Origin of the sequence: Evtepia gabavorous (assembly GCF_003425665.1) — a bacterium.
Lineage (GTDB): Bacteria > Bacillota > Clostridia > Oscillospirales > Oscillospiraceae > Evtepia > Evtepia gabavorous.
This window is the reverse complement of the sequence record NZ_QQRQ01000002.1, coordinates 81,169-103,907: the sequence shown is the minus strand read 5'-3', so window position 1 is coordinate 103,907 and position 22,739 is coordinate 81,169. Positions and strand designations below refer to the sequence as shown.

General features: G+C 60.8%; 22 protein-coding genes. 4 read left to right on the top strand and 18 right to left on the bottom strand.

All coding sequences use genetic code 11. The features are described 5' to 3' along the window. Positions 1-36 precede the first annotated feature (36 nt). Both DV520_RS02150 and DV520_RS02145 read right to left on the bottom strand, forming a co-directional pair. A complete protein-coding gene (locus DV520_RS02150; RefSeq protein WP_021919567.1) occupies positions 37-624 on the bottom strand; it encodes a dipicolinate synthase subunit B in 588 nt (195 codons plus the stop codon). Positions 625-629: 5 nt separating this feature from the next. Further along, entirely contained in the window at positions 630-1,499 is an 870-nt protein-coding gene (locus DV520_RS02145; RefSeq protein ID WP_021919566.1) for a dipicolinate synthase subunit DpsA, read from the bottom strand. Positions 1,500-1,625: 126 nt separating this feature from the next. Between DV520_RS02145 and DV520_RS02140 the strand changes: the two genes are divergently transcribed. The 4 genes from DV520_RS02140 (at position 1,626) to DV520_RS02125 (ending at position 6,594) form a co-directional block, all read left to right on the top strand. Further along, positions 1,626-2,312, top strand: coding sequence for a response regulator transcription factor (locus DV520_RS02140; RefSeq protein WP_117141629.1), 687 nt, complete (start codon positions 1,626-1,628; stop codon positions 2,310-2,312). Continuing rightward, entirely contained in the window at positions 2,299-3,291 is a 993-nt protein-coding gene (locus tag DV520_RS02135) for a sensor histidine kinase (protein ID WP_117141628.1), read from the top strand. Before DV520_RS02140 ends, DV520_RS02135 begins: the two co-directional genes overlap by 14 nt. Positions 3,292-3,373: 82 nt before the next feature. Further along, entirely contained in the window at positions 3,374-4,063 is a 690-nt protein-coding gene (locus DV520_RS02130) for an ABC transporter ATP-binding protein (protein WP_021919563.1), read from the top strand. Continuing rightward, entirely contained in the window at positions 4,060-6,594 is a 2,535-nt protein-coding gene (locus tag DV520_RS02125; RefSeq protein WP_117141627.1) for an ABC transporter permease, read from the top strand. The genes DV520_RS02130 and DV520_RS02125 overlap by 4 nt, the downstream gene beginning before the upstream one ends. A gap of 106 nt (positions 6,595-6,700) precedes the next feature. On the opposite strand, the gene DV520_RS12220 is transcribed toward DV520_RS02125, so the two are convergent. The 16 genes from DV520_RS12220 to DV520_RS02045 form a co-directional block, all read right to left on the bottom strand. Continuing rightward, the gene (locus DV520_RS12220; protein WP_165850019.1) at positions 6,701-7,288 is read right to left on the bottom strand and encodes a hypothetical protein; all 588 of its coding nucleotides are present in this window, start codon (positions 7,286-7,288) and stop codon (positions 6,701-6,703) included. 18 nt (positions 7,289-7,306) lie between these two features. Next, positions 7,307-8,239: a UDP-N-acetylmuramate dehydrogenase gene (murB, locus tag DV520_RS02115; protein ID WP_117141625.1), complete on the bottom strand. Its 933-nt coding sequence runs from the start codon at positions 8,237-8,239 to the stop codon at positions 7,307-7,309. Positions 8,240-8,399: 160 nt separating this feature from the next. Further along, on the bottom strand, positions 8,400-12,239 hold the full coding sequence (gene rpoC, locus DV520_RS02110; protein WP_117141624.1) for a DNA-directed RNA polymerase subunit beta': 3,840 nt from the start codon (positions 12,237-12,239) through the stop codon (positions 8,400-8,402). Between the two features lie 20 nt (positions 12,240-12,259). Beyond that, entirely contained in the window at positions 12,260-16,111 is a 3,852-nt protein-coding gene (gene rpoB, locus DV520_RS02105) for a DNA-directed RNA polymerase subunit beta (RefSeq protein WP_021918805.1), read from the bottom strand. Positions 16,112-16,404: 293 nt separating this feature from the next. Beyond that, complete coding sequence (locus tag DV520_RS02100) at positions 16,405-17,001, bottom strand: cytidylate kinase-like family protein (protein ID WP_021918806.1); 597 nt, start codon at positions 16,999-17,001, stop codon at positions 16,405-16,407. 29 nt (positions 17,002-17,030) lie between these two features. Further along, positions 17,031-17,624: an NAD(P)H-dependent oxidoreductase gene (locus DV520_RS02095; RefSeq protein ID WP_021918807.1), complete on the bottom strand. Its 594-nt coding sequence runs from the start codon at positions 17,622-17,624 to the stop codon at positions 17,031-17,033. Between the two features lie 206 nt (positions 17,625-17,830). Next, positions 17,831-18,172 carry a 50S ribosomal protein L17 gene (rplQ, locus tag DV520_RS02090; RefSeq protein ID WP_021918808.1) on the bottom strand — a complete coding sequence of 114 codons (342 nt, stop codon included), beginning with the start codon at positions 18,170-18,172 and terminating at the stop codon, positions 17,831-17,833. A gap of 51 nt (positions 18,173-18,223) precedes the next feature. After that, complete coding sequence (locus DV520_RS02085) at positions 18,224-19,171, bottom strand: DNA-directed RNA polymerase subunit alpha (RefSeq protein WP_021918809.1); 948 nt, start codon at positions 19,169-19,171, stop codon at positions 18,224-18,226. Positions 19,172-19,248: 77 nt separating this feature from the next. Then, positions 19,249-19,851: a 30S ribosomal protein S4 gene (gene rpsD, locus DV520_RS02080; RefSeq protein ID WP_021918810.1), complete on the bottom strand. Its 603-nt coding sequence runs from the start codon at positions 19,849-19,851 to the stop codon at positions 19,249-19,251. A 24-nt stretch (positions 19,852-19,875) separates the two neighbouring features. Next, positions 19,876-20,274 (bottom strand): 30S ribosomal protein S11, encoded by a 399-nt coding sequence (rpsK, locus tag DV520_RS02075; RefSeq protein WP_021918811.1) that lies wholly within the window; start codon positions 20,272-20,274, stop codon positions 19,876-19,878. Positions 20,275-20,291: 17 nt separating this feature from the next. Then, positions 20,292-20,660, bottom strand: a complete 369-nt coding sequence (gene rpsM, locus DV520_RS02070; protein WP_021918812.1) for a 30S ribosomal protein S13 — start codon at positions 20,658-20,660, stop codon at positions 20,292-20,294. A gap of 20 nt (positions 20,661-20,680) precedes the next feature. Beyond that, the gene (gene rpmJ / locus DV520_RS02065; RefSeq protein WP_006573428.1) at positions 20,681-20,794 is read right to left on the bottom strand and encodes a 50S ribosomal protein L36; all 114 of its coding nucleotides are present in this window, start codon (positions 20,792-20,794) and stop codon (positions 20,681-20,683) included. A gap of 29 nt (positions 20,795-20,823) precedes the next feature. After that, positions 20,824-21,051: a translation initiation factor IF-1 gene (gene infA / locus DV520_RS02060; protein ID WP_021918813.1), complete on the bottom strand. Its 228-nt coding sequence runs from the start codon at positions 21,049-21,051 to the stop codon at positions 20,824-20,826. A 3-nt stretch (positions 21,052-21,054) separates the two neighbouring features. Next, positions 21,055-21,339 carry a KOW domain-containing RNA-binding protein gene (locus DV520_RS02055; protein WP_021918814.1) on the bottom strand — a complete coding sequence of 95 codons (285 nt, stop codon included), beginning with the start codon at positions 21,337-21,339 and terminating at the stop codon, positions 21,055-21,057. Further along, positions 21,336-22,097, bottom strand: coding sequence for a type I methionyl aminopeptidase (map, locus tag DV520_RS02050; RefSeq protein WP_021918815.1), 762 nt, complete (start codon positions 22,095-22,097; stop codon positions 21,336-21,338). Before map ends, DV520_RS02055 begins: the two co-directional genes overlap by 4 nt. 2 nt (positions 22,098-22,099) lie before the next feature. Then, positions 22,100-22,732 carry an adenylate kinase gene (locus tag DV520_RS02045; protein ID WP_117141622.1) on the bottom strand — a complete coding sequence of 211 codons (633 nt, stop codon included), beginning with the start codon at positions 22,730-22,732 and terminating at the stop codon, positions 22,100-22,102. Positions 22,733-22,739 lie beyond the last annotated feature (7 nt).

Here is a 22,739-nt window from a genome sequence, read left to right as displayed (position 1 = left end):
CAAAGCCCGGCAGGTCAATCCCTGCCGGGCTTTGCTTCACTGGTCCGCCGGCCCCAGGAGCAGGGGCTGTAGCTGTTCTCCCCGGAGGGCGGCGGTCACCGTTTCGGTCACCTTGGTCATATCCGCCACCAGAGAAGTGGGCTTTCCCACCGGGTCATCCTGGCGGAAGGGGACAAAATAGTAATGCTTCCGGCACAGGAGTTCCCCGATGTTTCGGGCCGCCCCGCCCAGCCCGTCGTTGGTGGACACCGCCACCACCACAGGCCGGCCGTTCCGCAGGTGCGCCTTGGCCGCCATGGTCACTGAGGTATCGGCAATGCCGTTGGCCAATTTGGCCAGGGTATTGCCTGTGCAGGGGGCGATGACCAGCACATCCAGCAGCTGTTTGGGCCCGATGGGCTCCGCCTCCCGCACTGACTCCACCGCGCCATGGCCGCAGATTTCCTCCGCCGCCTGTCGGAAGTCCGCCGCCCGGCCAAACCGGGTGTCTGTGGCCCCCGTGGTTTCCGACAGGATCGGGACCATATTGGGGTATTCCCTTGCGGTCTCCTCCATGGCCCGGATGGCCTTCTCTAAGGTACAAAATGATCCGGTGAGGGCAAATCCCACCCGTGCATCCCCCATGGTTCTCACGCCTCCAATTCCCAAAGAATGTGATAAACAGAATCCCGGATGGCCGCTGCCGCAGTGACAGGGGCCGTCCGTCCGGGCAGCCCCGGCGCCTGAAGGACCCGCAGGCCCAGTTCCTTGGCCGCTGCCCGGTCCACGCCCCCCGGCGCCGATGCCAGGTCCAGCAGAAAGGCCCCTGGGTTCACCCACTGCAGCCGCCGGCGGTCCAGCACCTGGGCTGGGATGGTGTTGACAATCAGGTCAAACCCGCCCAGCTCACAGGAGAGGGTTTCCAGCCGGCCTGTCTCGTGGCCGTAGGCTGCCGCCCAGGCCAGGTCCTCATACCCCTGCGCGGACACCGTCACCTTGGCCCCCAGGGCTCCCATCCGATGGGCAGTCAACTTTCCCACCCGCCCAAATCCCAGGATGAGAACCCGGGCGCTGTGCAGGGTAAAGGGGAGTTCCTCCATGGCCACCTGGACCGCGCCCTCTGCCGTGGGCACCGCGTTGGCCACCATACACTCCTCCCGGGCATAGTAATCAAAGACCCGCAGGCCCCGCTGCTCCCCCGCCGCTCTCACCGCCGGGGACACCAGACCCCCGCAGAGGATCTGTCCCGCCTCCATGTAATCCAGCACCTGGGACAGGGTGACCTCTTCCTCGCTAAGCGGGGTGTGTAAAATCTCCTCCCGCTGGGTTACCGGCAGGGGGAGGATCACGCAGTGAGCCAGCGCCAGCCCAGGACCCAGCGGCTCCGGCGCCAGGCCCTCGCCTTCCAGCGCGGCAATATGAACGGTGTGTCCATCTTCCCGGAGCAATCTTGCCAACGCCCGCTGGCGCAGGTCTCCGCCCACCACCCAAATATTACGTTCTCGGTCCATCCAATCCATGAAACCGCCTCCTTCCCTCCGGTTCATCCTATGCCGGCGGGAGAAAAAGGTGTCGCCGCTTGTTTTCTCTCCCCAGAGGAAGTATCATAAGAGAGACTACCTGTCCAGAAAGGATGGTGCCTCTCCATGAAACGAATTCTTTTGGTGGAGGATGAGCAGGCCCTTGCCAGGCATCTCACCCGCCTGCTTCAGGCGGAGGGCTTCACCGTGGTCCATGCCGCCACCCAGCGTGCCGCCGTAGCCTGTCTGGAGGAGACCCCCCTGGACCTGGCCCTGGTGGATATCTCCCTGCCCGATGGAAACGGCTTTGCCGTCTGCACCGCGATCAAGCAGGCCCAGGCGATCCCCGTGCTCTTCCTCACCGCCTCGGCAGACGAGGACAGCGTCGTCACTGGGCTGTGCCTGGGGGGCGATGACTATATCACCAAGCCCTTCCGCCCACAGGAGCTCCTGGCGCGGATCACCGCCGCCCTGCGGAAATCCGGCCGCGCCCCCTCGGTCTTTTCCCTCCATGGCCTGACGGTGGACACCGCCAGCGGCATGGTGCAAAAGCAGGGGCAGGAGGTGTTTCTCTCCCCTCTGGAGTACCGCCTACTGCTGATCTTCCTCAATAACCCCAACATGATTCTCACCCGGGACCGGCTGCTGGACGAGCTGTGGGACGCGGCGGGGGAATTTGTGAACAACAACACCCTGACCGTTTACATCAAACGGCTGCGGGAGAAGATTGAGCCAGAGCCCAGCGCCCCGCAGATCATTTTGACCGTCCGCGGCACAGGCTACCGGCTGGGAGGCGGACATGGTTCGAAATAAGGAACTGCGGCAGCTGGCCCTCGCCTGTGCTGTCATCGCCGCGCTCTCCGCCGTCGGAGGCTTTGCCCTCCACCCGGCGGCCGGTTTCCTGTCTCTGGTCTCTTCCGCTGCTCTGGGCGGCGTGTTTTTGGGGTTTACCCGGGCCCGCTACCGCCGGATTGCCCAGTTGGCGGAGGAGGTAGACCGTGTTCTCCACAACGCCGACACCCTGTCCATTCAGGACGCCGAGGAGGGGGAGCTCTCCATCCTGCACAGCGAGCTCACCAAGATGACCCTTCGTCTCCGGGAACAAAACGCCGCCCTGCGCCGGGAGAAACGGCACCTGGCGGATGCCCTGGCGGACATCGCCCACCAGCTTCGCACCCCCCTCACCGCCGCCAATCTGACCCTCTCCCTGCTCAAAACCACCAAGGAGCCCCAGGAACGCCGCACCCTGCTGCGGGAAACCCAGGTCCTGTTCCGCCAGATGGACTGGCTGCTCAATACGCTTCTCAAGCAGTCCCGGCTGGACGCGGACATGGTGGTCTTTCAGCGGGCCCCCGTGGCCGTGGACGACTTGGTCCGCGCCGCCCTGCGCCCCTTCCTCCTCTCCTTTGAGCTGCACAGCATCACCCTGGAAACCGACCTTTCACCAGGGGCCACCTGGATGGGAGACAGGCACTGGCTCACAGAGGCCCTGCAAAACCTCCTGAAAAACGCCCTGGACTCCATGCAGGACCACGGCTGCCTCCAGATCCGCTGCGAGGACACCCTCCTGTTCACCCAGCTCACCCTCCACGACAGCGGCCCCGGCTTTGCCCCGGCGGACCTGCCCCATTTGTTTCACCGCTTTTACCGGGGCACGGGTACAGGCAACACCACAGGGTACGGCATTGGCCTGTCCCTCTGCAAAACCATCATCACCCAGCAGGGCGGGCAGATCACCGCGGACAACCACCCCCAGGGCGGCGCGGTTTTTACCATTCGGTTCCCTAAGTGACGGATCTCTCACCAAACTGTCACAGGATTGTCAGGCAACCGCGCTATGATAGGGACAGATTCCAGCAAAGGAGGTCCACAGTATGGAATTTCTGGAAGTCCAAAATCTGTGCAAAACTTACGGCAAAGGGGACAATCAAGTGACCGCCCTGGACCACGTCTCTCTGACCATTGCGAAGGGGGAATTTACCGCCATCATCGGCTCCTCCGGCTCCGGCAAATCCACGCTGCTTCACATCATTGCCGGGGTAGACATCCCGACCAGCGGGACGGTTTTCCTCAACGGGCAGGACGTGTACGCCCAAAACAGACAGCAGCTGGCCATTTTCCGCCGGCGGCAGGTGGGAATGATCTACCAGTTTCACAACCTCATCCCCACCCTGAACGTGGTGGAGAACATCACCCTGCCCATCCTGATGGATCACAGGAAGGTCAACCAGGAACGGCTGGAGGAGCTGCTGACCCTCCTGGGCCTCCAGGACCGCAGAGGCCACCTGCCCAACCAGCTCTCCGGCGGGCAGCAGCAGCGGGTGGCCATCGGCCGGGCGCTGATGAATTCTCCCGCTGTCATGCTGGCGGATGAGCCCACCGGCAGCCTGGACAGCCAGAACAGCCAGGAAATCCTTCGCCTGCTGAAGGAGAGCCACCGCAAATACCACCAGACGCTGCTGCTGGTCACCCACGACGCCTCCATCGCCCTCCAGGCTGACCGCATCCTCACCATCGCCGACGGCCGGGTGGTCCGGGATGAAAGGCGGGTGGTCCGCCCATGAACGTCTTTCACCACGTGGCCCTGCAAAGCCTGAAACGAAGCCCCGCCCGCACCCTGGTCACCATCGTGGGCATTGCCCTGGCCGCCGCCCTGATGACCGTTGTGGCCGCCTTCGGGACCTCTCTGCTCCACTTCCTGGTCATCAGTGCCGAGAATAAGTACGGGGATTGGCACGTCTCCTTCGATGCCGTGGACACCGCCTTTGTCCAGGCCCAAGCCCAGGACCCTCAGGTTGCCCACACCGCCGTGCTGGAAAACCTGGGGTATGCCACCCTGGAGGGGGTCCAAAGCCCCGAAAAGCCGTATCTCTTTCTCGCCGGTTTGCCGGCCGCTTCCTGGGATACGCTCCCGATCCGCCTGCTCTCCGGCAGGCTGCCGGAGAACGACGGAGAGGTGCTGGTACCCTCCCATCTGGCCGTCAAAGGGGGTGTCTCCCTTTCCGTGGGGGATACCCTGACCCTTTCTGTGGGCAGCCGGCAGGCCGGGGGCATCTCCCTCAGCCAGGCCGATCCCTACCGCCCGGGAGAGGAAACCCTGGTCTCCACCACAGAGAAAACCTACACTGTGGTGGGGACCTGCGAACGGCCCACCCTGGAACCCCACGACGCCCCGGGATACACCCTGCTCACAACAGCGGCCCCCCCAGGGCAAGCTACCTCCCTCCGTCTGTTCGTCACCCTGTATCACCCCCGCCAGGCGCAGGACTACGCCGCCCACACCGGGTACAGCGGCCAGGCTTTGTACAATGAGCCCGTGCTGCGCTTTCTGGGGGCATCGGAGAGCCCTGTATTTCAAACCCTCTTGGTCTCTGTCTGCGGCAGCCTGCTGGCCATTGTCATGGTGGGGGCGTTTTTCCTGATCTATAACTCCTTTCAGATCTCCCTCAGCAAGCGCATGCAGCAGTTTGGGCTGCTGGCCTCCGTAGGGGCCACAGAGAAGCAGCTGCGAAGCTCGGTCCGCTTTGAGGGGCTCTGCTTGAGTGCCGTGGGCATTCCCCTGGGCATCCTGGCCGGGATCGGCGGCACAGGGCTTCTGCTTCCCGTAGTCTCCCAAAAATTCAGTGCGATTCTGCACAGCTCGGCCCCCCTCACCCTTTCCCTCTCCCTTCCCGCCCTGGCCGCAGCCGCGGCAATCTGTCTGGCAACCGTTCTCTTTTCCGCCGCGCTTCCCGCCAGGAAGGCCCTGTCCAAGCCCATTATGGTATGGCTTCGGCAGACGGAGGAGATCAAGGAGGACGCCAAGGCGCTGAACGCCGCCCCCCTGCTCCAGCGCCTGTATGGCCTGGAGGGCATGCTGGCCCACAAGAACTTCCGGCGGAACCGAAAACGCTACCGCAGCGTTGTCCTCTCACTGACCTTGAGCATCGTCCTGTTTGTCGCAGGCACAACCTTCAGCACCACCCTCAAACGCCTGGCGGACCAATACACGGTGGATTTTGACTATGACCTCTGCCTGTCCACCCAGGCCATCCCAGAGGACGGCCTACATACCCTCTATCCCCGTCTGTCTGCTGCCGCCGGTGTAACCGAGAGCTTCTATCAAGCCGTGTCCACCTTCTCCTGTCCTGTGGCGGGCAGAGACCTCTCTGCCGCCTACCGGGCGGCTACCGGCACAGCCCAGGAGGAGACCCTTCCCCTGACGCTGGAGGTACAGTTCATTGAGGACAGCCTCTACCATGCCTTTCTGGCGCAGCTGACGCCTGCCCAGGCAGAGCAGATGACCCAGCAGGACAGTATGCTTGTGGTTGCCAAGGGGAAATTCCAGTCCACGGGAACCATCGACCTTTTTTCCGCCTCCACCCTGCCCCTCTCCCTCTCCACAGCGTCGGGCAGCCGGACCATCCAGGCTGTCTTTGTGGACACCTATCCAGAGGACCCCCTCCCGACACAGACCGCGCAGTCTGCCCCTTATGTGCTGTTGGCGGTGGCACCCTATCAGCAAAAGGCGCAGTTTGATCTGCTGGACGCACCCACCAGCCTGGGCCTCACCTTCCGCTCTGCCACCCCCGCCCAGACCGTGTCGGAACTGGAGGCCATCCTGCAGGAGGCGGGCTTTGCCGGCCAGTATACCATGTACAACCTGTATGAGGCGGCGGCCCAGTTCCAGGACGCCACCTTCGTGGTGGACGTGTTCACCTATGTCTTTGTTCTGCTCCTCTTCCTGATCGCCGCAGCCAATGTGTTCAACACCATTTCCACCAATATTAAGCTGCGGCGGCGGGAGCTGGCCATGCTCCGCTCGGTGGGCATGGCGGAGGGAGAATTCCACCGCATGCTGCGGTTTGAGTGCCTCTTCTACGGGGGACGGACCCTGCTGTTCGGTCTCCCGCTGGCCACACTCTTCGCCTGGCTCATCCAACGGGGTCTGGCATCCAGCGAGCAGTTGGAGCACTTCCCCTTTCTCTTCCCCTGGGCCAGTCTCCTCCTCAGCGCAGTCGGCGTGTTTGCCCTGGTTTTCCTTACCACGTGGTATGCCGCCCGCCAGCTCAAACAGGAGAACATCCTGGATGCCCTCCGAGACGAGATGACCTGACCAGGCCCCTTTTCCCGCTGAAAAGGCCCCCGGGAGGCGTCTTCAAAAGAAGACGCCTCCCGGGGGCCTTGCTTTGTGGTCGTTTTTTCCAGGACCCATTTCCCGCTTATACCGTCGGGTCCTCATTGGGGGCAAAGCCCCCCTCCGGAATGACGAAGATATCCGAGGCGCCCTCCTCCTCCGGGTCAAACAGAGGGAACCCGCCCTGGACCAGGAAGGTTCGAATGGCCTCCTCCGCCTCCGTATAGTCCAAACCGGGGTCGGAAAAAGAGTTCACAAAGGTCTCCAGATGGGCCAGCAGGCGGTCTGCCCGGCCGCTGTACTCCTGGTCGATGCCAAACTCTTTGTTCATGCTGGCCCGGAATTGCCTGGCGCTCTCCGTGTCGTAGACCGGCGTCAGGAAGAGGTTAAACATCCCCAAACTCTCATAGTCATAGAAACCATTGTACTTGGCCAGGTCCGCCGGCTCTCGGACCTCCGGGCACAGGAAAGCCGTCTCCGGCAGTTGGCCGCCGTTGGCCTCCCGCAGGGCCGCCTCCTCCGCCGCCGGGTAACAGTCCATGCAGCAGGCTTTCTCCAGCCATTCCTTCACCATGGCCACTGCATCCTCCACACGGCGATAGCTGGTGAAGCGGGTGACATTCCGCTCCTCCCCGCTGGTGGCATACATCAGCAAAAAAAAATGATCTCCCATCGTTGCTTCTCCTTTGCGTTATGGTTCCTCCAGGGTACAGCCCAACAGCCGGACTTCCGGCTCTAAGCGCACGCCGGTCTGCTGAAACACCCGGTCCCGGACCAGACGGATCAGCGTCAAAATATCCTGACAGGTGGCCTGGCCGGTGTTAATCACAAAACCCGCGTGCTTTTCCGACACCTGGGCGCCGCCCACCGTTGTCCCTTTCAGACCGCACTGCTCAATTAAACCCCCGGCAAAATGCCCGGCCGGGCGCTTAAAGGTGCTTCCCGCGCTGGGATACTCCAGGGGCTGCTTGGCCCGGCGGCGGCGGGACAGGTCGGCCATTTTCTCCCGGATGGCCGCAGGGTCTCCCGGCGCCAGCGTCAGGTGCGCCCCGGTAATCAGCCAGGGCCGCCGGAGAAAAATGCTGCTGCGGTAACCCAGTGCCAACGCCTCCCTGGACAGGCGGCGGGGCATACCCTCCTCGTCCAGGCAGTCCACCCAATCAACGACTTGGGACATCTCCCCCTCGTAGGCACCGGCGTTCATAAAGACACCGCCGCCCATGGTCCCGGGAATCCCATGGGCAAACTCCAGCCCCGTCAGGCCGTGATGGGCGGCAAACACCGCCGCCTGGGCCAGGGTAACCCCGCTGCCCACATAGATCGCGGTCCCCTCCGCCCGCTCCAGCCGGTTGAGGCCCCCCGCCAGTTTGATGAGAAAGCGGTCCACCCCCTCATCCGCCACCAAAAGGTTGGAGCCCTTCCCCAGAAAGAAGGGGGTGACCCCAGCCTGGAACGCCATACGCAGGAGCTGTCCCAGGTCGGCCTCGCGCCGGGGCAGGGCCATCAGCGACGCGGGACCGCCCACCCGAAAGGTGGTATGCAGCCGCATCGGCTCTTGTTCCCGCAGCTCCAGGTCCGGCAGCTGTGCTTTGAGTTTGGATTGGAGTACCTTTAGTTCCTCCATGAGACCCCTCCCTCTTTTCTTCCATTCTTTATGGGTATTATAGCAGATTCCCCCCGGAAATAGTAGTCCATTTGAAAAATTCTCCCCACCTGCCTTCCCCGACAAAAAACGGCCGCGGAGTTTCCGCGACCGTTTTCGCAAGAGAGGGAAATTCCCTCCGTTATACTTCTTCCAGGGACATGGAGACGATCTCGTCTTCCTCCATGGCGGCCGCCAGGGAGGCTGCCTCGTCCTCGGGCAGCTCGACCGCTCCGTCCTCTCGTGTGTCCTGCACCGCGGCAGCCACGGCGGCATAACCGGTCCGGGGCGCCTCCTCCTCCCGGGGATTCACCTGGCGGTACATCGACAGACCGGAACCGGCTGGGATGAGCTTGCCGATGATGACGTTCTCCTTCAGGCCGATGAGATGGTCCACCTTCCCCTTGATGGCGGCCTCGGTGAGGACCTTGGTGGTCTCCTGGAAGGAGGCCGCGGATAGGAAGGAATCGGTGGCCAGAGAGGCCTTGGTAATGCCCATCAGGAGGGTGGTAGCCGTGGGAAGGACCAGCTCACTGCCGTCCTCATGGGTCTCGCCCGCATCCATCCGGGCCTGGACCTCTGCCTTGGCGTCCAGATACTCCATGAGCTCCACAGTGGCGCCGGAGAGGAGCTGGGAGTCTCCCGGCTCTTCCACCCGGACCTTCCGCATCATCTGGCGAACGATAATCTCAATGTGCTTGTCGTTGATGTCAACGCCCTGCTGGCGGTAAGGCTTCTGGACTTCCTGAATCAGGTAGTCGTGGACCGCAGAGACCCCGCGAATCCGCAGGACCTCATGGGGAGACAGCGCACCCTCGGTGAGCTGATCCCCCTTCTGGACCCAGTCGCCGTCCTTGCAGCGGATGCCGGCGCTGTACGGCAGGGCATAGCTGACCACCTCGCCGTCGTCGGCGGTGATGGTGACGTTGCAAATGGTGATGCGTTTGCTCTCCTCCAAGGTGACCCGGCCGCTGATCTCCGCCAGCTGGGCCATCTTTTTGGGCTTGCGGGCCTCGAAAAGCTCCTCAACACGGGGCAGACCTTGGGTGATGTCGCCCCCGGCCACGCCGCCGGTGTGGAAGGTCCGCATGGTCAGCTGGGTGCCCGGCTCCCCGATGGACTGAGCCGCGATGATTCCAACGGCCTCGCCCTCGCCCACAGGCTCGCCAATGGCCAGGTTCACGCCGTAGCACCGGGAGCACACGCCGTTCCGGGCCCGGCAGGTGAGGACCGAGCGAATCTCCAGGCTCTCAATGCCCCGCGCCTCCAGGAGGCTGGCGTCCTCGCCGGTGAGCATGTGATCCTTGGAGAACAGGAGCTCTCCAGTCTGGGGGTCCACCACATCATGCACGGGGTAGCGGCCTTTCAGGCGCTCGGCAAAGGTCTCAATGACCTGCCCGTTCTCGCTGATCTCCCGGACCGTGATGCCCTCGGTGGTGCCGCAGTCGTGCTCCCGGATGATGACCTCCTGGGACACGTCCACCAGACGGCGGGTCAGGTAGCCCGAGTCCGCCGTCCGCAGGGCGGTATCCGCCAAGCCCTTCCGGGCGCCTCTGGAGGAGATAAAGTACTCCAGCACCGACAGGCCTTCCCGGAAGTTGGCCTTGATGGGGATCTCAATGGTCCGGCCGGAGGTATCCGCCATCAGGCCGCGCATGCCGGCCAGCTGACGGATCTGCGCCATGGAGCCACGGGCGCCGGAGTCCGCCATCATAAAGATGGGGTTGTACCGGTCCAGTCCCGCCTGCAGGGCCTCGGTCACATCCTTGGTGGTCTGCTCCCAAGCCTTGACCACCAGGCGGTACCGCTCGTCGTCGGTGAGGAAGCCCCGCTTAAACTGGCTTTCAATCTTCACAATCTCCTGCTCCGTCTGGCGGATCAGGGGGTACTTCTTCTGGGGAACGGTCATATCGTAAATGGAGACCGTCAGCGAGCCCAAGGTGGAGTAGTGGTACCCGCGGGCCTTGATGATATCCAGCACTTCCGCCGACTGGGTAAAGCCATGGCGGAGGATACACTTGTCAATGATTTTGCCCAGTTGCTTTTTGCCGCAGACGAAGTTGATCTCCGGCTCAAAGCAGCCGTCGGGGTCATCTCGGTCCACAAAGCCCAGGTCCTGGGGAATGCCCTCGTTGAAAATCAGGCGGCCCACGGTGGTGCGGACCAGCTTGTGGCGCGTTTCCCCGTCCACCGTGGCGGTCATCCGCACCAGGATGGGCACGTGAAGCTCCAGCTGTCCCTCGTCATAGGCCAGACGGGCTTCCTCCGGGCTGGCAAAGGCGTGGAGCACTTCCTTGGGGAGCTCACCCGTGCCGGAGACCCGGCGGGCCTCATAGGCCGAGGTGGGCAGGAGCCGTTCCGGGGTCTCCACCCAAATGTGGTCGCTCTCACACAGGGTTCCCGCCTCCAACGCGGCGGCGGCATCCTCCGCACAGGCATAGATATAGGCGGGGTCGGCGGGGGCATCCTTCTCATAGGTGAGGTAGTAGGAGCCCAGCACCATGTCCTGGGTGGGGACCGTAACCGGTCCGCCGTCCTGGGGCCGCAGCAGGTTGTTGGCCGAAAGCATCAGGATACGCGCCTCCGCCTGGGCCTCGGCGGACAGAGGCACGTGTACTGCCATCTGGTCCCCGTCAAAGTCGGCGTTAAACGCAGTACACACCAGGGGGTGCAGCTTGATGGCCCGGCCTTCCACCAGCACCGGCTCAAAGGCCTGGATTCCCAGGCGGTGAAGGGTGGGGGCACGGTTGAGCATGACAGGATGCTCCTTGATGATGAAGTCCAGCGCGTCCCAGACCTCGGCGCGGCCCCGGTCCACCATCTTTTTGGCGGACTTGATGTTGTTGGCCAGGCCATCCTCCACCAGCTTCTTCATGACAAAGGGGCGGAAGAGCTCAATGGCCATCTCCTTGGGCAGGCCGCACTGGTAAATTTTCAGTTCAGGACCCACCACGATAACGGAACGGCCGGAGTAGTCCACCCGCTTGCCCAGCAGGTTCTGCCGGAACCGGCCCTGCTTGCCCTTGAGCATGTCGGACAGGGACTTCAGGGCCCGGTTGTTGGCGCCGGTGACCGCACGGCCCCGGCGGCCGTTGTCGATGAGGGCATCCACGGCCTCCTGCAGCATCCGCTTCTCGTTGCGTACAATGATGTCCGGCGCGTTGAGCTGGATCAGCCGCTTGAGCCGGTTGTTCCGGTTGATTACCCGGCGGTACAGGTCGTTTAAGTCGGAGGTGGCAAACCGGCCGCCGTCCAGCTGGACCATGGGACGGATCTCCGGCGGAATCACCGGCAGCACGTCAATGATCATCCACTCCGGCTTGTTGCCGGACAGCCGGAAGGCGTCCACTACCTCCAGCCGCTTGACAATTCGGGCCTTTTTCTGTCCCGAAGCGTGCTGGAGCTCCTCCCGGAGCTGAACAGACAGTTCCTCCAGGTTGATGTCCGCCAGCAGCTTTTTCACCGCCTCGGCACCCATTCCGGCGTCGAAGTCGTCCTCATACTTCTCCCGCAGTTCCCGGTACTCTTTCTCCGAGAGAATTTGATTCTTGGTCAGCGGCGCATAGCCGGGGTCCGTCACAATATACGAGGCAAAGTAGAGCACCTTTTCCAGAATCCGGGGGGACAGGTCCAGAAGCAGGCCCATCCGGGAGGGAATCCCCTTGAAATACCAGATGTGAGAGACTGGCGCGGCCAGTTCAATGTGGCCCATCCGCTCCCGGCGGACGTTGGCCCGGGTGACCTCCACGCCGCAGCGGTCACAGATTTTACCCTTATAGCGGATCTTCTTATACTTGCCGCAGTGGCACTCCCAGTCCTTGGTGGGGCCAAAGATCCGTTCACAGAACAGGCCGTCCCGCTCGGGCTTCAGGGTGCGGTAATTGATGGTCTCCGGCTTTTTCACCTCGCCATAGGACCAGTCACGGATCTGTTCCGGGGAAGCGATACCAATACGAATGGCGTCAAACTCAGCATAACTCATATTCATCGTCCTCCCTTTCGTTATTCTTCATAATCCCCATCGCCGTAGTCATCTTCAGCGGTGTCACTATCACTGTCGTCGCCCACGGTGAGGTCATCGTCGTCACTGGATTCCTTGATGGTATAGCCCGCTGCGGAGAACTGCGCGTCCGCGTCCTCCCGGTAAGGCTCATAATCATCATCCCGAATCTGGTTGATATTCTGATAGCCTTCTTCCTCATCGTCCCGCAGCTCGATCTCCTCTCCCTGGGCATCGAGCACCTTGATGTCCAGGCAGAGGGCCTGGAGCTCCTTGACCAGAACCTTGAAGGACTCGGGAATGCCGGGAGAGGGCACGTTGTGTCCCTTGACAATGGCCTCGTAGGTCCGCACACGGCCGGTGACATCGTCGGACTTGACGGTGAGAATCTCTTGCAGGGTATAGGCCGCGCCGTATGCCTCCAGGGCCCAGACTTCCATTTCGCCGAACCGCTGGCCGCCGAACTGGGCTTTGCCGCCCAAAGGCTGCTGGGTCACCAGGGAGTAGGGGCCGGTGGAGCGGGCGTGGATCTTGTCGTCCACCAGATGGTGGAGCTTGAGGAAGTAAACGTAGCCCACGGTCACCGGGTTCTCAAACATCTCCCCGGTGCGTCCGTCATAGAGCTTGGTCTTGCCGTCGGCCAGGCGGAGCCGGCCTTCCTTCCGCCAAATGCGGATCTGCTGTGCATCGGCCATCTCCTCCTGATCCAGGCGGCGCACATCGGTTCCGTCCTCTGTGACCAGGTAGAGCTGCTTTCCGGCGATGGTCTCATTGGGATAGACCTCCCGGAACAGGCCCGCCTGGGCCAGCAGTTCCATAATGTCCTTCTCATCCGCGCCGTTGAAGACCGGTGTGGCCACCTTCCAGCCCAGCGCCTGGGCGGCCCGGCCCAGGTGAACCTCCAGCACCTGTCCAATGTTCATACGGGAGGGCACGCCCAGGGGATTGAGCACGATGTCCAAGGGGGTTCCATCGGGGAGGAAGGGCATATCCTCCTGGGGCATGATCCGGGAGACCACGCCCTTGTTGCCGTGGCGGCCGGCCATCTTGTCGCCCACGGAAATTTTCCGCTTCTGGGCGATGTAAACCCGCACCACCATGTTCACGCCGGGGCCCAGCTCGTCGCCGCCCTCCCGGGTAAAGACCTTCACGTCCACGATGATGCCGCTCTCACCGTGGGGCACTTTCAGGGAGGTGTCCCGGACCTCTCTGGCCTTTTCGCCAAAGATGGCCCGGAGCAGGCGCTCCTCTGCGGTGAGGTCGGTCTCCCCCTTGGGGGTCACCTTGCCCACCAGGATGTCCCCCGCGTGGACCTCCGCGCCCACCCGGATAATGCCCCGCTCATCCAGGTCTTTCAGGGCGTCGTCGCCCACGTTGGGGATGTCACGGGTAATCTCTTCCGGCCCCAGCTTGGTGTCCCGGGCCTCGGTCTCATACTCCTCAATGTGAATGGAGGTAAAGACATCGTCCTTGACCATTCTCTCATTGAGCAGGATGGCGTCCTCGTAGTTGTAGCCCTCCCAGGTCATAAAGCCCATGAGGATGTTCTTGCCCAGGGAGATCTCCCCCTGGTTGGTGGAGGGGCCGTCCGCGATGACATCCCCCTTTTTCACCCGGTCCCGGAGGGACACAATGGGCCGCTGGTTGATGCAGGTGCCGTGGTTGGAACGGAGGAACTTAATAAGGGGATAGTCCACCACATCCCCTCCGTCATACCGAACCGTGACATTGGTGGCGGAGACCCGGGTCACTTCCCCATCCCCCTCGGCCAGAACGGCAATTTCAGAGTCGATACAGTTTTTATGCTCCATCCCTGTGGCCACAATGGGGGCCTGGGTGGTGAGCAGCGGCACAGCCTGCCGCTGCATGTTGGCGCCCATCAGGGCCCGGTTGGCGTCGTCGTTTTCCAGGAAGGGAATCATGGCCGTGGCGATGGAGACCATCATCTTGGGCGACACGTCGATGTAGTCCACCTTTTCCCGGTCCACTTCCACGATCTCGTTGCGGTGGCGGCAGGTAATCCGCTGATTGGCCAGGCAGCCGTTCTCATCCACAGGCTCCGTGGCCTGGCCCACCATGAACTCGTCCTCAATATCCGCCGTCATGTACTCCACCTCATTGGTGAGGAACCCTGTCTGCTTATCCACCTTGCGGTAAGGGGCCTCAATGAAGCCGTAGCGATTGATGCGGGCGTAGGTGGCCAGGTAGGAGATCAGACCGATGTTGGGACCTTCCGGGGTCTCAATGGGGCACATCCGGCCATAGTGGCTGTAATGGACGTCTCGGACATCAAAGGAGGCCCGGTCCCGGGACAGACCGCCGGGGCCCAGGGCGGACATACGCCGCTTGTGGGTCAGCTCTGCCAGGGGGTTGGTCTGGTCCATGAACTGGGACAGCGGGGAGGAGCCAAAGAACTCCTTAATGGCAGCCGTCACCGGACGGATGTTAATGAGGGACTGGGGGGTGACAATGTCCAGGTCCTGAATGGTCATTCTCTCCCGAATCACCCGTTCCATCCGGCTAAAACCGATGCGGAACTGGTTCTGGAGCAGTTCGCCCACGCAGCGCAGGCGGCGGTTGCCCAGGTGGTCAATGTCGTCCGGGGTGCCCACGCCGTGGGAGAGGGAGCACAGGTAGTTGATGGAGGCCATCATGTCATCCACAATGATGTGCTTGGGCACCAGGTCGTCCTTGCGCTCGGCCACAGCCTCCTTCAGGGCGGCCTCGTCCTGGCCGAACTGGTCCAGCAGCTCGCACAGGACCTCGAAGCGAACCTTTTCGGTAATGCCGCACGCCTCAGGGTCGAAGGAGACAAATTGGGCCATGTCCACCATGCGGTTGGAGAAAACCTTGACGCTCTGCCCGTCCACATCCACGATGGCCTCAGACACCCCTCGGTTCTCCAGTTCCTGGGCCTGGGCCCGGGTCAGGGTCTGGCCCGCCTCGGCAATGATCTCACCGGTGCGGGGGTCCGCCACCGGCGCGGCCAGCTTCTGGCCGGAAAGCCGGGGCCACAGGGAGAGCTTTTTGTTGAATTTATACCGTCCCACTGCGGACAGGTCATAACGGCGGGCGTCAAAGAAAAGGCTGTTGATGAGGGACTCCGCTGAGTCCAAAGTGGGGGGTTCTCCGGGCCGGAGCTTCCGGTAGATCTCCAGCATGGCCTCTTCCCGGGTCTTGCAGGTGTCCTTCTCCAGGGTGCTCACCAGCAGGGGCTCCTCTCCAAACAGCTCCAGGATTTCACTGTCGGTCTGGGGACCCACCGCCCGGATCAGGCAGGTGACAGGCAGCTTCCGGTTTTTGTCGATGCGGACGTTGAAAATGTCAGACAGATCGGTCTCATACTCCAGCCAGGCGCCCCGGTAAGGGATGACCGTTACGGCATAGGTGATGTTGTCTGCCTTGTCGGCATTGCGGGCATAGTAGACGCCGGGGGAACGGACGATCTGGGAGACGATGACGCGCTCCGCCCCATTGATGACAAAGGTGCCCCCCTTGGTCATCAGGGGAAAATCCCCCATGAAGATCTCCTGCTCCTTGATCTCCTCGGTCTCCTTGTTGCGCAGGCGCACCCGCACCTTCAGGGGCGCGGCATAGGTGGCGTCCCGGGCCTTGCACTCCTCCACAGAGTACTTGGGCTTTTCATCCATGGTGAAGTCGATGAAGGAGAGCTCCAAATTTCCAGCGTAGTCACCAATGGCGGCCACATCCCGGAACACTTCCTGGAGACCAGTGTCCAAAAACCACTGGTAGGACTTCTTCTGGATTTCCAGAAGATTCGGCATGTCCAGCACTTCTTCATGGCGGGCAAAGCTCTTGCGCAGGGTTTTTCCGTAGTATACATCCTTTACCATTGCTCTTGACCAGTCCTTTCGTTGAAAAGGTGTCGTATCCTGATTTCTTGCGATCACGCGGGGGCGTGGAAAAAACTTTTCTCAACCTGTTGTCTTTTTCGTTGATTTCTGCTATACTGTCCCCAGAGTGGGAGGAAATTCCTTCCTTCTCCGCAGATAATATCAAGGTATTCTACCACTTATGCCGGGGAAAGTCAATCCTTTCTTCGGTCTTTTTTGTGGGACACCTTTCTTTGTCAGAAAACACGGCGGCGGCACCTGATCGGGTGCCGCCGCCGTATTTTTCGCTTCCCTCATCCGTTTTTCCTGCTGGCATACTGGAGAATGATCTCCGCACAGGCCTGCTTGCCCACTGGGCTGCTGTTCAAGGTCAGGTGGTAATTTTTCAAGTCGCCCCATTTGGCCTTTGTCAGGTAATGGTAATAGGACTCCCGGGCCGCGTCGGCGTGGCGCACCCGGCGGACCGCCTGCTCATAGCTTTCCCCGTAGGTCTCCATGGCATAGCGGACCTTGTCCTTCTTTTCCGCATACAGGAAGACATTGACCAGGTGGGGAAAATCCCGGAGGATATAGTCCGCCCCCCGCCCTACAATGACGCAGGGCCCCTGCTCCGCGATCTTGCGAATGGTTTGGGCCTGGGCCAAAATTGCCTGGTCATAGGCGGAGGCAGAGCCGCTGGGGAGAAACCAGTTGAGGAGGGTTTTTCCGCTCTCATGCTCCTCGGTCCCCCGGATCATCTCCTCCGAAAGGCCTGTCTTTTCCGCTGCCAGCTGAATGATTTCCTTGTCATAGTGGGGAATCCCCAGCAGATCGGAAATTCTTTTGGCCACACTTCTGCCCCCGGCCCCGTATTCCCGGCCGATGGTAATGATATGCTTCCACTCTCCCACCGCGTAACCTCCTCTCCCGCATGCGCAGGTTACCGCCAGCTTTGAATCTGGGCCCGCACCTGTTCCTCCGCTTTTTGCAGCTCTTCTTCCACGGGATAGCCGATCACGTCGGTGCACTCAGCGGCCACATAGTCCATTTTTTTGAAGTCCATCATATTGCCCAACAGTGTCTTCAGATAGTCAAAGCCACAGTTCCGGTCCAGAATGGGTCCGCCGGCTGTGGTCAGATAAAACAGACGATCCCCTTTACACAGACCATGGGGGCGTCCGTCTTCTCCATAGGCAAAGGTCAACCCACTAACGGAGATATGCTCCACATAACACCGCAGCAGCGCCGGGAACTGGTACTCCCAATAAGGCGCCCCCACCAGGATCACATCGGCGGCGGCAAACTGCCGGGCATAACGGAACATGGGATGGTCAAACGCCTGGGCCACCTCCAGCGCATGGCGCTGGGCCAGCGTATCACTGTGCAGGGGCAGCAGCGCCTCCTGGTCCAGGCAGAGCTCCTCCACCTCCGCGGTGGGGAAGGTGGTGTGAATCGCCTCGATGGCAACCCGGCACAGCCGGAGGGTCCGGGACGCCTCCCCCCGGATACAGCAGTTGACAAACAGTACCTTCATATCTGTCTCGCCCTTCCTTTCCTGTTTTTCTTCTATGGGGATTTTAGCATAGTTTTCCCCCCGGTGCAACTCTAAGCGCCCCGGCCCACGCGCTGTAATTTTCTGGCCGCGCCGCTGTCAGGGGGCACATGGCCATTTTGTTATGCTTTGGTATAGCAAAAAGACCCGCTGCCACAGCCTCGGCAACGGGTCTCTTTCTCTTTTTCTTAAACCAGCTGGATAATAGCCATCTCGGCCGCATCGCCCTTGCGGGGGCCCATGCGCACGATCCGGGTATAGCCGCCGTCACGGCTCATGTATTTCTGGTTCATCTCGGTGAACAGCTTGTGTGCCACGTCCTCCTTGGTGATGAACGCCAGAGCCTGACGGTAAGCGGCCAGATCATTCTTCTTGGACAGCGTGATCATCTTCTCTGTCAGCGGGGCCACTTCCTTGGCACGTGCCAGGGTGGTCTTAATCTGACCGTTCTCCAGCAGATAGGTCACCATAGCGCGGAGCATGGCCTTCCGCTGATCGGTCCGCTTGCCAAGCTTACGATTACCGGACATGTTGGTTCAACTCCCTTCGGTATTGATGGTTCAGCAGTGCCGAACCTTGGGTCAATTGTCGTCGCTGGCCAGGGAAAGCCCCATCATGGCCAGTTTGTTGATAACTTCTTCCAGAGACTTCCGGCCCAGGTTCCGTACCTTCATCATCTCATCCTCTGTCTTGGAGATCAGGTCCTCCACAGTGTTGATGTTGGCACGTTTGAGGCAGTTGAAGCTTCTGACAGACAGATCCAGCTCCTCAATGGTCATCTCCAGCACCTTGTCACGGATGTCGGGAGACTTTTCCACCACCGTGGACTTGTTGCCCATGGTCTCGCTGAGATCTGTAAAGAGCATAAAGTGGTCGCAGAGAATCCGGGCCCCCAGGGAAACGGCGTCCCGGGCGGCAATGGTCCCGTTGGTCCAAACCTCCAGGGTCAGCTTGTCAAAGTCGGTCAAATCCTTTACGCGGGTGTTTTCCACCGTATAATTGACCTTTTTGACAGGGGTATAGACCGAGTCCACGGGGATCACCCCGATCACCGTCTGGGGGGTCTTGTTCCGGTCTGCGGGGACATAACCTCTGCCGTGGGACAAGGTCAGTTCCATATTCAGAACCGCCTCAGGCCCCAGCGTTGCGATGGGATGCTCGGGGTTAAGGATCTCCACCTCGCTGTCAGCTTTGATATCACCGGCAGTGACAACCCCCTCGCCGGAGGCCTCAATGTACACTGTTTTGGTACCCTCGCTGTACAGCTTGGCAATGATCCCCTTTACGTTCAGGACGATTTCTGTTACGTCCTCTTTCACACCGGGGATCGAGCTGAACTCATGCTGCACCCCTGCAATCTTGATGCTGGTGACTGCAGTGCCGGGCAAAGAGGACAGCAGAATCCGGCGAAGAGAGTTGCCTAACGTGGTGCCATAGCCGCGCTCCAACGGTTCGACAATGCACTTGCCATAGGAGTTGTCTCCCGGCTTCTCGATGCATTCGATGCGCGGCTTTTCGATTTCTACCATTTGTTACCCTCCTTCTTACGTCGGCAGACCGGCGGCCTGCCGTATCGTCATTCCGTTTTCCTGCCGAGGGTAGCGTATTATTTGGAGTACAACTCGACGATGAGGTGTTCCTCAATGGGCATGTCGATGTCTTCACGGGCGGGCAGCTTGGTCACCGTGCCCTTCAGGGCGTTCTTTTCCCGCTCCAGCCACTGGGGCGGGGTGACCATCACGGCATCCTCACCGGTCAGTCTCTTAAACTTCACGGAGGAGCGGCTCTTCTCCGCAACCTCCACCACATCACCGGGCTTCACCAGATAGGAGGGAATGTCCACTCTCTGGCCGTTGACGGTAAAGTGGCCATGGTTCACCAGCTGGCGGGCTTCCCGGCGGGTCATGGCGAAGCCCAGGCGATAGACCACATTGTCCAGGCGGCGCTCCACCAGGATCAGCAGGTTCTCGCCGGTCTTGCCGGACATTCGGGTTGCCTTCTCATAGTAGGAGCGGAACTGCTTCTCCAGGATGCCATAGACAAACTTGACCTTCTGCTTCTCCGTCAGCTGCAGGGCATACTCGCTCTTTTTCTTTCTCATCTGACCGCCGGGGTTACGGTTGGTCTCCTTCTTGCTGTAACCCATAACGGTAGGAGAAATACCCAGCGCCTTGCAGCGCTTGGCGATCGGCTGTGTATTCTTTGCCATAGTTGCTTTTCTCCTTTCCTTCGATCAGACGCGGCGTCTCTTGGGGGGACGGCATCCGTTGTGAGGAATGGGAGTCACGTCCTTGATCATGGTGACTTCCAGACCCACGGCCTGCAGGGCGCGGATGGCGGCCTCACGGCCGGAACCGGGTCCCTTCACATACACTTCCACGCTCTTCAGACCACAGGCCTCAATGGCCGCCTTGGCTGCGGTCTCGGCCGCAGTCTGGGCTGCATAGGGGGTGGACTTTCTGGAGCCGCGGAAGCCCAGGCCACCGGCGGAAGCCCAAGACAGGGCATTGCCGTTGGTATCGGTCACAGTGACCATGGTGTTGTTGAAGGAAGAGCGGATATGGACGGCGCCCTTCTCAATGTTCTTGCGTTCACGGCGTCTTCTGACAACCTTCTTCTTGGGGTTAGCCATAGCGATTCTTCCCTCCCTTACTTCTTCTTATTGGCAACGGTGCGCTTGGGACCCTTGCGGGTGCGCGCGTTGGTCTTGGACCGCTGGCCGCGGACGGGCAGGCCCTTGCGGTGACGCAGGCCTCTGTAGCAGCCAATCTCGGTCAGGCGCTTAATGTCCATTGCCACATTGCGGCGCAGGTCGCCTTCGACCATGTAGCCATGGCCGATGACATCACGCAGAGCAGCTTCATCCTGCTCGGTGAGGTCCTTGACCCGGGTATCGGGGTTAATGCCCGTCTCCGCCAGGATCTTGTTGGCGCTGGTGCGACCGATCCCGTAAATATAGGTGAGGGCGATCTCGATTCTCTTATTCTTCGGCAGGTCAACGCCGGAAATTCTTGCCATACTTCTTCAGCGCCTCCTTCTTAACCTTGTCTCTGTTTATGCTTGGGGTTTTCGCAAATGACCATGACTTTGCCCTTGCGCTTGATGATCTTGCACTTTTCGCACATGGGCTTGACGGACGGTCTTACTTTCATAACTTTTTACCTCCTGTAAGCCTGTTGCTTTACTTGGTGGATTTGCTTCGCCAGGTGATCCGACCCCGTGTCAGATCATACGGGGAAATCTGGACCGTTACCTTGTCACCCGGCAGAATACGGATGAAATTCATCCTGAGCTTTCCGGAAATATGAGCCAGAATGATATGGTCGTTTCCGATGTCAACCCGGAATGTGGTGTTGGGCAGCGCCTCAACCACGGTTCCCTCCAGCTCGATCATGTCGCTTTTTGCCAAGCGTCATACCTCCTTCATCTCACTGAACCTATTCCGGAAGGCGGCCAGCGCCCTCCTGATGTCACTGTCCAGCACCGGCTCGCCGTCTTGCAAGCGGCCGGCAACCGGGTGCGTCCAGACCCCCGCGGAAACAACGTGCTTTCGCCGTTTTTTTTTGGGAGTCTCAAGTTTTCTGCATTTTCCGTCCACCAGCCAGAGAAAGTCGCCCTCCTCCCGGAGGACCAGAAAGAGGTCTCCTCTGTCATGGCCGGCAACGGACCGTACCACGTCTCCTCGCAGAAACGTCATAGGCGCAGATCCCCCACTTGGGTGAGGATTTCAGGCTCACCCTTCGTAATGAGGATTGAGTTCTCATAGTGGGCGGCCAGGGAGCCGTCGGCTGTCCGTACCGTCCAGCCGTCCTTCATCACCTTGACCCGCCAGTCCCCCTGGTTCACCATGGGTTCCACCGCCAGGGTCATCCCGGGAGCAAGCCGGGGGCCGTGGCCGGGTTTCCCATAGTTGGGCACCTCGGGAGACTCGTGCAGATTGGCGCCTACGCCATGGCCAACATAGTCCCGTACCACAGAGAAGCCGTTTTCTTCCACGTACTTCTGCACCGCATGGGAGATGTCGGAGACACGGTAACCAAAACGGGCGAACTTCATCCCCTCCCAGAAAGACTGCTCCGTCACGGCAATGAGCCTTGCCGCCTCGTCGCTGATCTTTCCGCAGGGATAGGTGCCCGCGCAGTCCCCGTGGAAGCCTCCGATGTAGGCGCCCACATCCACACTGACGATGTCGCCTTCCTTGAGAACCTGATTGCTCGGAATCCCATGGATGACTTCATCGTTCACCGAAATACAGGCGGAGGCGGGGAAGCCGCCATACCCCAGGAAGGAGGGGGTTGCCCCCTGGCTTTCGATGAATTTACGAACTGCAGTATCTATTTCCAGAGTGGTTACGCCAGGACGTACCATTTTGCCCGCCAAAGCACGGGCCGCCGCGGTAATTTGTCCTGCTCGGCGCATCCCCTCAATATCTCTGGGAGACTTTAATGAAATCATACTCAAAGCCCCAGTGCTTTCAGAATCGCAGTTGTCGTCTCAGCCACAGTGGGCTGATTCTCTACGGTTTTCAGCAGGTTTCGCGCTGCGTAGAAATCCTTCAGAGGCGCGGTCTCCTTGTGATAGACCTTCAGTCTGTCACGGACCACCTCAGGCTTATCGTCCGCCCGGGCTTCCAGCTTGCCGCCGCACGCGTCGCACACACCCTCCACCTTGGGGGGCAGGTTCTTCACATGGAAGGGCGCGCCGCAGGAGGCGCAGACCCGACGGCCGCCCATACGCTCCACAATCTCCTCATCGGAAATTTCCAGGGAGACCACGGCGTCAAAGGTGATGCCCACCTTTTCCAGGGCCTCGGCCTGGGGAATGGTGCGGGGCACCCCGTCCAGGATAAAGCCGTTCTGGCAGTCCGCTTCCGCCAGGCGTTCGGAGATCACCCCGATGATAACTTCATCGGGCACCAGCTTGCCGGCATCCATATACGCCTTGGCCTGCAGGCCAACGGGAGTCCCGTTTTTCACCGCAGCTCGGAGAATGTTGCCGGTGGAGATGGTGGGAATGTTGAGCTTCTTATTCAGAATCTCAGCCTGGGTGCCTTTGCCGGCGCCCGGAGGGCCCAAAAGAATCAGTTTCATCTTATAT